This window comes from Salinimonas lutimaris, assembly GCF_005222225.1.
Taxonomy (GTDB): Bacteria; Pseudomonadota; Gammaproteobacteria; order Enterobacterales; family Alteromonadaceae; genus Alteromonas; species Alteromonas lutimaris.
The window spans coordinates 2842676-2854647 of the sequence record NZ_CP036536.1 but is presented as its reverse complement, the minus strand read 5'-3'; the positions used below and the strand labels follow the sequence as shown (position 1 = coordinate 2854647).

The following is an 11972-nucleotide window of genomic DNA, read 5'->3' as shown; positions in this document are numbered from 1 at the left end:
GGATATGGATGAGCACGGTGCTGCTAATGGTCAGCACTGTGGCTGAAGCATCACTGGAAATTGTGATTACGGAAGGCGTGGATGGTGCACGCCCCATAGGTGTAGTGCCGTTTACCTGGAAAGGTAATGGTCAGATGCCGGAAAAAATCGGCGACGTGATACGTGCTGACCTGCTACGCAGCGGCAAATTCAGCCCGATGGATCCACAGGATATGCCTCAGTATCCCACCTCTGATGCTCAGGTCGATTATTCAGCCTGGGCGGCTAAAGGTATTGATACCGTACTGGTAGGCACGGTTGAACAGCAGGCCGGCGGTAAGTACAAGGTGTCTTACGAGCTGGTGGATGTGCTGCGTGGTCAGGCGACCGGCGGTAAATCCAAAGGCATGAGCAATGGTCAGGTAGTATCCAGTAGTGATCATGTTATCGACAAGCGTCAGGCAAGTATTATGGCGCAGGATTTTCGGCAGTATGCACACCGTATCTCCGATGTGGTTTATGAGAAGCTAACCGGCACCCGAGGTGCGTTTTTGACCCGTATTGCCTATGTGGTGGTACAGGACCCGAACAAAAACAAACTGCCATACCAGCTGGTTATTGCTGACTACGATGGTGAAAACGAAACCCGTTTGTTGTCATCACCTGAGCCGTTAATGTCTCCCAACTGGTCACCAGATGGCGAGAAACTTGCTTACGTGAGCTTCGAAAACAAGCGGCCACAGATTTTCATCCAGGATATCTACACCATGAAGCGTGAGCGCATAACCGATTTTCCTGGTATTAACGGCAGTCCGGTATTTTCTCCGGATGGCAAACAACTGGCGATGGTTTTGTCAAAAGATGGTAACCCAGAGCTGTACGTGATGGACATTGCCAGCAAGGAGATCCGCCGCATTACCCGTAACCGGGCGATTGATACTGAACCATCCTGGACGCCAGATGGCAAGAATCTTATATTTAGCTCGGAGCGGGGTGGTAAACCACAGATTTATCGCGTAAATTTATCGTCAGGAAAGGTCAGACGTATGACTTTTGAAGGCGAGCAGAACCTGGGCGGTACAATTACCCCAGATGGTAAAGAAATCGTATTGGTTAACCGTACCGGTGGAGACTATCGAATTGCCAGACAGGGGCTGCAGGATGGCGCAATTCAGGTACTTACCAGAACAGAACTGGACGAGTCACCCAGCGTTGCACCGAATGGAAGCATGATAATTTACAGCACCTTGCATAACGGAACTCAGGTATTATCCTTAGTGTCGTTGGATGGTCGCTTTAAGGCACGGTTACCAGCATCAAGCGGACAGGTTAAGTCACCGAGTTGGTCACCATTTTTGTTTTAACGAAATGTTTGGTTATTGAATAACTATAAGGAATAAGAGCATGAAACTTAATAAAGTAATGAAGAGCTTCGTTATCGCCTTGCCAGTGGTGACCATGATGGCATGTTCATCAGGCCCGAGCGAGGAAGAGCTGGCTGCTGAACGCAACCGTGTTGCGCAGGAACAAGCCGAAGCAGAGCGTCAGTCACAGGCAGCGGAAGAACAACGTGTACAGGCAGAAGCTGCTCAGCGCATGAAGCGTCAGGAAGAAATGGCTCAGGAACAAATGGATGCGCTGAAAAAAGAGCAAACCGTTTATTTCGACTTTGACCGTTCAACCATCAAAGCTGAATTCCGTGAAATTCTGAACAAGCACGCAGAATACCTGGTACAAAATCCGGATCAGAAAGTGGTAGTTGAAGGCCACACCGATAGCCGTGGTACACCAGAGTACAACATCGCGCTGGGCGAGCGTCGTGCACAATCAGTAGAAACTTATCTGATGAATGCGGGTGTGAGCAGCGACCAGGTTTCAACAGTATCTTACGGTGAAGAAAAGCCGGCTGTGATGGGCTCGACTGAATATGCTCAGGCGCAAAACCGTCGTGGCGTGGTAGTTTACCAGTAAGGGTGAATAGATTGCGAAATGTAATGTTGAAAGGAGCGGCGCTTAGTGTCGCTCTGGGTCTGTCAGGTGCGGTTCTGGCGCAGGCTCCGGTGTATGATGTAGGTGATTCAGCGCAACGTTCTGCAGCCAGTGGCAGCAGTAACCGAACGATGGAACAGCGCATTACTTATCTGGAGCGAATGGTCGACAGTCGTACGGAAATGCAGCATCGTTTACAGCAGCAGCTGGACACGATGCAGGGTGAAATTGACGAGCTGCGTGGTGCGGTTGAAGTACACACCAATCAGCTGGAAAAAGTGCTGCAGCGTCAGCGTGAGTTGTATCTTGAGATCGACAAACGGGTAGAGGCATTAAAACAAGCCGCGGGCCAGAGTCAGTCAGGTTTATCAGACTCCGCCAGCGCTCCCCGTCAGGGAAGCGGCAGTCAGTCACCGGCTCAGTCTCAACAACGTGCATCGCAGTCAGATCAGGGTAGTCAGTCAGCAGGTTCGGGGCAAAGCGAAAGCGATGCTTATGATAATGCGGTGAATCTGATCCTGAAATCCCGGGAATATGATAAAGCGATTCCGGCATTTCAGTCATTTATACAGCAATTTCCTGATAGCCAGTATGCCGCTAACGCTCACTACTGGTTAGGCCAGCTTTTGTTTAATAAACAAAAATGGACAGACGCGAAAGAGCAGTTCAATGTGGTTGCCAATCGTTTTACCGACTCCAGCAAGCGGGCAGAAGCGCTGCTAAAGCTGGGGATTATTGAACAGCGCCAGGGCAACAACGGTCAGGCAAAATCGTTCTTTAATCAGGTCATCTCAGATTATCCCAATTCTTCGGCCAGAAAACTGGCAGAAGCCAGAATGGGTTCTCTGTAGTCAAAAGCCTCCTTCGGGAGGCTTTTTTGTTGCTGGCTGCTACACCCTCCGATATAACGGATTATATGATTTTAAGCTGAAGCAGGACCTGAAGTCAGACAAGGCGCGGTAGGATTATTAAACGTTTTGTTGTGATTTTGACCGCTTGACACGATTTTCCTTAAAAAAACAAAATAAAAGGCAATTTGGGGTTGCACCACATCAGGAATTGAGTAATATATGCCGCCGTTGCCGCAGAGAGGCAACAGCGGAAAAAGTATGGGTCGTTAGCTCAGTTGGTAGAGCAGTTGACTTTTAATCAATTGGTCGCTGGTTCGAATCCAGCACGACCCACCACTCATTTTTGAGGTGGGTAAATACTTTTCGCATTGAGATGGGTCGTTAGCTCAGTTGGTAGAGCAGTTGACTTTTAATCAATTGGTCGCTGGTTCGAATCCAGCACGACCCACCATCTCAACAAAATCTGCGAGATTCACTGAATCTCAGGCCGTCCTGGCCAAACCTAAGATGGGTCGTTAGCTCAGTTGGTAGAGCAGTTGACTTTTAATCAATTGGTCGCTGGTTCGAATCCAGCACGACCCACCATCTTTTCAGGACGCACTGCAACTCTGTTGGTGGAGTAAGCAGTCTGCTCAGGCAGCACAGTACGATGTTCGCATCGTCACCATCATCCTTTGGAGGGGTACCCAAGCGGTCAACGGGAGCAGACTGTAAATCTGCCGGCTCAGCCTTCGCAGGTTCGAATCCTGCCCCCTCCACCACTTTACTTAAAAGTGGCGGATACAATCCGATATTATTGAAAGGGTCGTTAGCTCAGTTGGTAGAGCAGTTGACTTTTAATCAATTGGTCGCTGGTTCGAATCCAGCACGACCCACCATTTCAATCATATCGTGATAATAAGTGTTAGTCCTTCGGGACACAATCAGATGGGTCGTTAGCTCAGTTGGTAGAGCAGTTGACTTTTAATCAATTGGTCGCTGGTTCGAATCCAGCACGACCCACCATCTTTTACAGATGCACAGCAATACCGACCGGCAATCTTCATATTTGCCAGTTACATACCCTTTGGAGGGGTACCCAAGCGGTCAACGGGAGCAGACTGTAAATCTGCCGGCTCAGCCTTCGCAGGTTCGAATCCTGCCCCCTCCACCATATCTTTTTTCCTGATACCCATTACTTTCCAAATAAAATATCGCCGAGCGTATTTTAATCTCATCCTGTCTGGCATTTTTTTGATATACTGCGCGCAGATCTTCAGGGGAGTCGCCCTTGAAACCGTGTGATTTATTCATACCTCTACTTTATGAATTCTTAATGACAGTCGGGTATAATTGCGTCCGGTTTAACTGTCGTTTATCAGGTCTTTAGTTATGACAGTCGCATTTCGCGTAGAACAAGTTGATTATCCTTTTCCTGCCAAGCCGGCTCCGCTTTCCCGGGAACGTCAGGCAGAATTAAAAGCCGAAATTAAAACGTTACTTAAGCAAAAAAATGCTGTATTGGTAGCGCATTACTACACCGATCCTGAAATTCAGGCGTTAGCCGAGGAAACCGGTGGGTGTGTGGCAGACTCTCTTGAGATGGCACGGTTTGGCCGTGATGTGTCACAGCAGACACTGATCGTGGCCGGTGTAAAGTTCATGGGCGAGACCGCTAAAATCCTGAGCCCGGAAAAAACCGTACTGATGCCGACCTTAGAAGCTACCTGCTCACTGGATATTGGCTGCCCGGCAAAAGAGTTTACCGAATTTTGTGATTCCCATCCTGACCATACCGTGGTGGTCTACGCCAACACGTCTGCTGCGGTGAAAGCCAGGGCTGACTGGGTGGTCACATCCAGTATTGCGCTGGAGATAGTGGAGCATCTGGATGAACAGGGTCATAAGATTATCTGGGGGCCGGATCGTCACCTGGGATCTTACATCGCCAACAAAACCGGTGCCGACATGCTGATGTGGCAAGGTGAGTGTATTGTTCACGATGAGTTTTCAGCGCAGAAATTGCAGGATATGAAAGCCATCTATCCTGATGCGGCTATTCTGGTACATCCTGAGTCACCCGCCAGCGTGGTAGAGATGGCCGATGCGGTTGGCTCAACCAGCCAGCTGATTAAAGCGGCTCAGGACATGCCTAACCAGACATTTGTGGTCGCCACGGATAAGGGCATCTTTTATAAGATGCAGCAGCTGATGCCCAATAAGACGTTTATAGAAGCCCCTACAGGCGGTAGTGGCGCACAGTGTCGCAGTTGTGCGCATTGTCCGTGGATGGCAATGAATGGCTTACAGGCGATTTATAACTCACTGACCGAAGGCATGAATAACCATGAGATTCATGTGGACGATGCGTTACGTCACAAAGCGCTGATTCCGCTGAACCGTATGCTGGACTTTTCGGCCACACTGAAAGCAAAAGCCGGCGGTAACGCTTAATAAATCAGCACTTGGTGAGTTTTTTGCTTCAAATTCTTGATTCGAAGCCAAACTTTACCTACTATACGCGCGCTGTTGCAAAACAGCGCTGACAATTTGGAGAGATGGCTGAGTGGCTGAAGGCGCACGCCTGGAAAGTGTGTATACGTTTGTAGCGTATCGAGGGTTCGAATCCCTCTCTCTCCGCCAAATACCCTCAAGGCCTCGCGGAATGCGGGGCTTTGTCATATAAGGCCTACAGAGAAATTGATGTAACCACGAACTTGTACAAAGTGGTGGTACAGATGAGTAGAATGGCTTCCCCAGTAAAAGACAAAAACTCCGGTGTTTACTACTTCAGAATGGCAGTTCCTAAAGAACTCATTCCGGTAGTTAAGAAACGCGAGATAAAGACATCCCTCAGAACTAAAAACCTTTCTGAAGCTAAGCGAGCATTTACGGCTCATCTTACGAAAACACAGGACGAGTTTGAGCTAGCCAGATTGAAGGTGTCAGGTGCTGCTGATCATTCGTTAACAGTACGCGACTGTATTGTTATTGCAGAACGGTGGTATAAGCGCGTGAAAGTCCATATGGAGTCCACTGGTGACTTCAGTTTGATGGTGAAGCGTGACGTTGAGAGAAAGGAAAACGGTGATGTCAGTCATGCCTACATGTACTTTACAGACACTCTTCATCTTGCAGGGTCAGAGCTAGCTACTGCTAGTGAAGAAGACTTTAAACAGCTAGCTGAAGCCTTTAGATGTGAAATTGATTCTCAGCTCGAAATCGAAGGTATTAGGCTTTCTCATGATAATCCAGCCTATATCGAACTAGGCAAATCATTTCATACTTATGCCCACCACTTAGAAAGTGTATGTACCGCTCGTTTAAATAACGACTGGAATCATGAACCGGTCTCTATGGGTATCTATGCACAGCCTCTTTCAGACGCCCCAGAGCCACCAGCGGCAAAGCCTAGACCAGTTGTGTCGACACGTAAGCCAGTGAGTGAAAACTCTCTACAAGAGGTTCTGAATGCTTATATTGAGGTTCAACGTTCTTTGCCAAACGTTACCGGCACACGCCTGAAAACACTCGATGAAACAAAGGCTAAAGTATCTGTATTCATTGAGATTATTGGTAACATTGACATAAGCCAAGTGCAGCGCAGTGATATAGTCCATTTTCGAGATACCCTGTACAAGATACCTAAAGGTAAGAGTGCTTCACTGCGCAGCAAGAGCGTGGACGAGCGTATCGCACTGGCAAAAGAGCAGCAGCTAGAAACACTGTCTGGCAACACAGTGAAAGTCTACCTCAGACACCTGTCTACTGTATTCAGCTACGCGGTTGAAAGAGACTTAGTATCCCTGAACCCTGTCAACAAAGTTCAGGTAAAGAAAGAAGTTAATAAGTCCAAGACCAGAGACGACAGAGGGTATACAGAGCAAGAGATTAGCATAGTCTTCAATGATGAGGTCTTTACGGACAGCAATGCCAAAAAGCCCTATGGTCAGGGCTGCTATTGGGTTCCATTGTTATGCAGGTATACAGGAGCCAGAGTCAACGAGATTGCTCAGCTACGCTCAGAGGACGTTTGTGTATCTGATTCTGGTATCCATTATTTGTATATTAGGGAAGGCAAGAACCAGAGTGTTAAATCTGAAAGCTCAGTGAGAGAAATCCCGTTACCAGCGCATATCCTTGAGCTAGGTTTTCTGGACTATGTTAGTCATCAGCAGGAATGGTTATTCCCTGAGTTACCTACCAATAAGTACGGTAACAGAGGCCTCAAAGTAGGCGAGTGGTGGGGTAAGGCAGTAAGGAGTAAGGGCGTTGATATTGCTCAGCCTTCACATGCCTTCAGGCACTCCTTCAAGACGGCCATGCGGAGACTTCAGGTAGCAGACAGTACCAGTGATGCTATTACAGGTCACGCTGCTCAGACTGAAGGTGGTCGTTATGGTTCCGTCCCGCTAGAGAGCAAGAAGGCTGCTATAGACTTATTACCAAGGCTTAATATAGAAAGGTTGTAGAGATACAGGGGGGAGGGGTCAAGGTAAACCCCTTTTATGGCGATTGCGTCGTACCGTTATCTTTAAAATAAATGTGTGGTTGAATATTTCATTTTGGCCATTAGTAGTGTGTCCATAAATTGAGAATAAACTGTCAGACGGCATTCATACACCTAGTGCTTTTCTCTTTTACTTCAATACTTTCTGGGTGTGCCCCAGCGTCTTTAATAAGATGCCATGCAGGTTTGAACTGTTTGTTCCATGTGTCTAGTTGAAGCAGTTGTTCTGCATTTTTAACTAGCTTGTTATTTCCACCTCTCCAGCTTTGTTTTTTCCACTTCACCATCCATTCATCTATGCTCCGTATAACATAGTTGCTGGTGGTATAAACAGCTATAGGCCTATCAGCAAGCTCTCTTTTACTAATCCTATCAAATGCTTTATTCAGCACCATAAGTTCCATAGCCTGTTGTGATTGCATTACCATTCCAGATGACCATCCTGATCGCTCTATATTCCCTTCATTCCCTATACGTGTCAGCATAAAAGCACCTCCGGCTTTTTTGGTTTTGGGATTCCATGATGCGTGGAAATAGATACGTAATACGCTTTCTGTTACTTGAGTCATTGTGTTTCCTTCTGATAAAAAACCCTGAGGGGATCAGGGCATATTGCAAATGAGCAAATGTATTAAGTTGTTCTAAGCAACAAGCATTGCTCTCCAATGGTCAGGGATAACAAGCTAATACCTATTTGTTTTGTTTGGTAAAGCAGATGAAGGCATCAATGCAATTTGGAAGGAGTCAGGGTGTACGTTAATGGCTTAAAATGTGTCAGTAACGCTTAATGGGCAAATGCTGCAATATGAAACTCAAGGTGTCCCAAAAACGTAAGATGCGCAAATGGGACAGCGTGACGACCAAGGTGGTCCAAAAACGCAAGATGCGCAAATGGACCAGCCAGACGACCAAGGTGAACCAAAAACGCAAGATGCGCAAATGAATCAAGGGTCAACTCATGGTGTTCCGAAAACGCAAGATGCGCAAACGGAACAGGGGACAACTCAAGGTGTTCAGGAAACGCATGATGCGAAAACGGGAAAGGATGAATAGAGTGTCAAAAAGTAAGGGATGACTCTCTGACACTGTCAAATTCGCAAAATTTAGAGTTCTTGACACCACTCCTGAAGACTGTCAGTATCTTATAAGTTTTTGACATATCAGGGTAATGGACAAATGGGTGACTTAGTAGGTTTTGCAAGAGTATCAACGCAGCATCAGGATCTTAAAATACAACGTGAAAAGCTCTCTCAGTACGGCTGTAAGAAGATCTTTGAGAGCAAACACTCTGGTAAAGCTGAGACCAACAAAAAGGCTTTAGAAGAGCTTCTAGGCTACGTAAGGGCTGGTGATACAGTCGTAGTTACTAAGTTGGATAGACTGGGCCGTTCACTTACTCAGGTACTCACTACATTGGATTTGTTTAAAGAGCGTGGCGTCACTTTTACTGCAATAGACCAGAACAATATAGACACAACCAAAGATGACCCTATGAGCAAGGCTATGCTTCATTTGCTAGGTGTCTTTGCTGAGATGGAAAGGAACTTCATTGTAGAGCGCACTACTGAAGGTAAGATTGCATCAGGGAACTTTGGTGGCCGTAAGCCTAAGCTGTCAGAGGAAACACGCAGCTTGATTATAGATAGTCTTAAAGGCGGAGCCAGCAAACGCCAGCTTGCCTTACAGTATGGTGTTTCTAGGGGTACAATTATCAACATTGCAAAGCAAGCTCAACTGTAACCGCAGAGACTTCTCAGAGGGCTTTCAGCATCTACTGTCAGCCTACCAGCCATATCTTTAATAAATCCGTTCAGAGCTTGGTTAGAAGGCCTCTGTACCGCCTTCTGGTGATGTAACCAAACCAGAATCAAGAGCTTCATCATACAAGACATATTTAGGGTTTTTACCCCAGTTCTCGTTGACGAAATCTAATAACTTGTCCTTTTCTTTTGCTGTCAAAGCGAGCTTTAAGATCTTCTCTAAAACCTTCTTGTCCTCTTCTATCAAATAGTCATCAAGACCTTCTGATTCATAGTCTCTGTACTCTTGATCCTTTATCCACTTTTTAGCCTGAACCAGTATTGGGTAATTGGTCGAGATATTCTTCTCAACTGGACTATCATCCTTAAACAATCCTGCTTCAGTGAATTGTTTCACCAATTTACGCCAGTTGCCAATTGTTGATGTACTAGCGGATAAGCGTTCAGCCAACTCCTTCTTACTCAGCGAGGCATTACTCTTTTCTAACTTGAGAAATTTCTGCCAAGTCAACTCTGTCCGGTGAGCTGGTTGTAATGTAAGAGCCTTATGCTCAGTATTGATCTCTAAGAGTCTATCGTTAACTGTCTCTGGACCAACTACCTCAACTGTTATCTGTTTAAAACGTTTCCCGCCAGTATCCTTGTTGACCTTGATGTAAGCACTACATCGGTGAAAACCATCAAAAATGACATACCTATCGCTACCTTCAGGTTCGTTCAAAACTTGGATTAACGGGAATTTAGCGTTGCTGTACTTGAGGTCATTGACCATCTGCTTGATGTGATTCTTTGAGGCGTCCTGATGTATGACTTTAGCGCCCCATTGAACGCTTCTATGGTCTCTTACTTGGTATTTCTGGTCTTCAATATCTATTGATGAAAGTGAGATGCGCTTTGTTCCCATTGGGTCCCTTAGCTGGTGGAAAGGCAGCGACTATACGCACAACCTCTCAGCAATACAACGTGTACACCCTAAAGAACCACAAAGAAACCCTAAGATCCTTGATATACTTGGCGTTCAGAGCAATCACCCTTCCCAAGGGGAGTAGTAGAGAGGTCTCTTTGTGCTACGTTAAGTAGCCACATTGTAACCCCGTCAGGGCAGACAGCCACTATGACCAATACCACTGAGTGCAATGCCATAATGCACCGTTAAGGAGCTTCCTAAGGCCAATTACAACTATGACTAATACCACTGAGTACAAGGCCTTAATATAAGCCTTTGATATGTGCCTAGTTTAATAAAGGTTTGAATACACCTTTTGGGGTATACCTAGCGAGAATAGCGGAAAAGTGTTTATAAACGTTTTGCTGACTTATATAGTAAGGGTCATTAAATAGTGTAGGAATATATATAATGGAATATAAAGATTTGATTTGGATAAAAGAGCAACTGACCTTGTCACTCGGAGAGGATTTCATTCGAGCGATAGATAGTTACTCTATTGATGGTGTGAAAAGAAGTGAGTTAAGAAAACGAGAAAAAAGAGCTCATCCCCTTTGTGATCTTTGGAAAAGTCTTTCTGGTTCTATACGTTTTTTTAATGATGAAGGCATTGTCAGAGATAATCATAATGTGAAAATTCTTTATCATTTAGCTGTTGTGTTGAAGAAATGTGAAAGTCTAGTCAATTTGGATAGAATACTTTTTACATTAAAAAATAACCAACAATTCGAAACAAGTTTTCACGAGCTACGCGTAGCATTTTACTATTTAAATTTAGGCTATTCTGTAGAGGCTGTACCAGAAGTTAATGCTAGGACGCCAGACTTCAAAGTTGTTACGAATGAAAGTGAAGTGCTCTACGTTGAAGCAAAGCAATTAGAAGATAAATATAATAAAGAAGACTCGTATTGGGATATCATTGTACAAAAAATAATTGCTGTATTGCGAAAGTATAAAAAGTGTTGGCAAGTACAAGTTATAGCCTTAGATAGATATGAGAAAATAAATACAGAAGAAATAATTAATTGTGTTGAAGACTATTGTAAAGGAAGTGAGATAAATGAAGTATGTCTTAATTTTGATAAATTTAATATTGAATTAAGATGTGTGGGCGAGTGGGGGAGGGTTTATGAAGGTGAAGCTATAATTCCATTACTTGGAAATATAAATATTAAAGATTTTAAAAGTCAAAGTACAAAAAGCGACTATTATAAGGATGCTAATTATGTACATATAACCAAGTTTTTAAAGGTAGATATGAAGGATGCTATTAGAAGAAATATAAAAAAAGCCAGTAAGCAGTATGTAGCTGATTATCCATTAATCGTTCATGTAGGACTTCCTCCTCAGAATCATAGGATTATATTCGATATTACCGATGGAGTTCAGTATGAAATGCTTAGCGATATGGAAAGAAACTTCAACAAAATAAACGCTATAATAGTTAGTAGTAATCTGACATCAGTATCTAATGGTGTCAGACACAAATCTTTAACAGAAACCATCATCCCTAATTTTTCGCCAAGTGTCGAGCTACCACATTCATTTCATTTTGACACAGATTCAATGCTTACAGGTGATGTGGAGAAATCTGGAGTTATTGAGTACGGTTACGATAGCAAATCAGTTATGAAGGCTATAGAACATGGGTTATATGGAAATATAATTTCCAAGATTTCTCGAGACGCTAAAAGTCAGGTGCGCTTGCTATTGACCTCTCTAAATATGCTGCGGTTGCAACTGGTGTCACCGTCACTGAAGTTTAAGAACTTTGATTTACCAATAGATGAGAGAAATCTCAGCGATGGGAAAAATGTAAAGGTTGTTTGGAACGAGGAGGAAAGTCAGGTGTTCATTAATGGAAAATTAATAGACAACGATGCTCAACATACTGATAGAGTATAGTACAGAAAACTCGTACAGAGGTTGCAAGCTAACACTGAGTAAGTTATTGTAAT

10 protein-coding genes and 8 tRNA genes are annotated in these 11972 nt (G+C 44.7%); 16 read left to right on the top strand and 2 right to left on the bottom strand.

Annotated elements, in window-relative coordinates; all coding sequences use genetic code 11:
• The first annotated feature begins 8 nt into the window (after positions 1 to 8).
• The 13 genes from tolB (at position 9) to EZV72_RS12535 (ending at position 7270) form a co-directional block, all read left to right on the top strand.
• The gene (gene tolB / locus EZV72_RS12595) at positions 9 to 1343 is read left to right on the top strand and encodes a Tol-Pal system beta propeller repeat protein TolB (RefSeq protein ID WP_137168745.1); all 1335 of its coding nucleotides are present in this window, start codon (positions 9 to 11) and stop codon (positions 1341 to 1343) included.
• 40 nt (positions 1344 to 1383) lie between these two features.
• Positions 1384 to 1950 (top strand): peptidoglycan-associated lipoprotein Pal, encoded by a 567-nt coding sequence (gene pal / locus EZV72_RS12590; RefSeq protein WP_137167562.1) that lies wholly within the window; start codon positions 1384 to 1386, stop codon positions 1948 to 1950.
• A gap of 23 nt (positions 1951 to 1973) precedes the next feature.
• Positions 1974 to 2819, top strand: coding sequence for a tol-pal system protein YbgF (ybgF, locus tag EZV72_RS12585; RefSeq protein WP_137167561.1), 846 nt, complete (start codon positions 1974 to 1976; stop codon positions 2817 to 2819).
• 260 nt (positions 2820 to 3079) lie between these two features.
• Positions 3080 to 3155: transfer RNA gene (locus EZV72_RS12580), tRNA-Lys, on the top strand.
• Positions 3156 to 3194: 39 nt separating this feature from the next.
• Positions 3195 to 3270 (top strand) — tRNA-Lys (locus tag EZV72_RS12575).
• A gap of 58 nt (positions 3271 to 3328) precedes the next feature.
• Positions 3329 to 3404 (top strand) — tRNA-Lys (locus tag EZV72_RS12570).
• A gap of 91 nt (positions 3405 to 3495) precedes the next feature.
• Positions 3496 to 3580: transfer RNA gene (locus tag EZV72_RS12565), tRNA-Tyr, on the top strand.
• Between the two features lie 41 nt (positions 3581 to 3621).
• Positions 3622 to 3697, top strand: a tRNA-Lys gene (locus tag EZV72_RS12560).
• 51 nt (positions 3698 to 3748) lie between these two features.
• Positions 3749 to 3824 (top strand) — tRNA-Lys (locus EZV72_RS12555).
• Positions 3825 to 3887: 63 nt separating this feature from the next.
• Positions 3888 to 3972, top strand: a tRNA-Tyr gene (locus tag EZV72_RS12550).
• Between the two features lie 218 nt (positions 3973 to 4190).
• Positions 4191 to 5252 carry a quinolinate synthase NadA gene (gene nadA / locus EZV72_RS12545; protein WP_137167560.1) on the top strand — a complete coding sequence of 354 codons (1062 nt, stop codon included), beginning with the start codon at positions 4191 to 4193 and terminating at the stop codon, positions 5250 to 5252.
• 98 nt (positions 5253 to 5350) lie between these two features.
• Positions 5351 to 5441 (top strand) — tRNA-Ser (locus EZV72_RS12540).
• 95 nt (positions 5442 to 5536) lie between these two features.
• Positions 5537 to 7270, top strand: a complete 1734-nt coding sequence (locus EZV72_RS12535; protein ID WP_137167559.1) for a site-specific integrase — start codon at positions 5537 to 5539, stop codon at positions 7268 to 7270.
• A 133-nt stretch (positions 7271 to 7403) separates the two neighbouring features.
• Here EZV72_RS12535 and EZV72_RS12530 read toward each other — a convergent pair whose 3' ends face one another.
• A complete protein-coding gene (locus tag EZV72_RS12530) occupies positions 7404 to 7877 on the bottom strand; it encodes an RNase H family protein (RefSeq protein WP_137167558.1) in 474 nt (157 codons plus the stop codon).
• A gap of 274 nt (positions 7878 to 8151) precedes the next feature.
• On the opposite strand from EZV72_RS12530, the gene EZV72_RS12525 reads away from it, so the two are divergent.
• Both EZV72_RS12525 and EZV72_RS12520 read left to right on the top strand, forming a co-directional pair.
• Complete coding sequence (locus EZV72_RS12525) at positions 8152 to 8361, top strand: hypothetical protein (protein ID WP_137167557.1); 210 nt, start codon at positions 8152 to 8154, stop codon at positions 8359 to 8361.
• A 123-nt stretch (positions 8362 to 8484) separates the two neighbouring features.
• Positions 8485 to 9048 (top strand): recombinase family protein, encoded by a 564-nt coding sequence (locus EZV72_RS12520; protein ID WP_137167556.1) that lies wholly within the window; start codon positions 8485 to 8487, stop codon positions 9046 to 9048.
• Between the two features lie 81 nt (positions 9049 to 9129).
• Here EZV72_RS12520 and EZV72_RS12515 read toward each other — a convergent pair whose 3' ends face one another.
• Entirely contained in the window at positions 9130 to 9972 is an 843-nt protein-coding gene (locus EZV72_RS12515; protein WP_137167555.1) for a ParB N-terminal domain-containing protein, read from the bottom strand.
• 453 nt (positions 9973 to 10425) lie between these two features.
• Between EZV72_RS12515 and EZV72_RS12510 the strand changes: the two genes are divergently transcribed.
• Positions 10426 to 11919: a hypothetical protein gene (locus tag EZV72_RS12510; protein WP_137167554.1), complete on the top strand. Its 1494-nt coding sequence runs from the start codon at positions 10426 to 10428 to the stop codon at positions 11917 to 11919.
• Positions 11920 to 11972 lie beyond the last annotated feature (53 nt).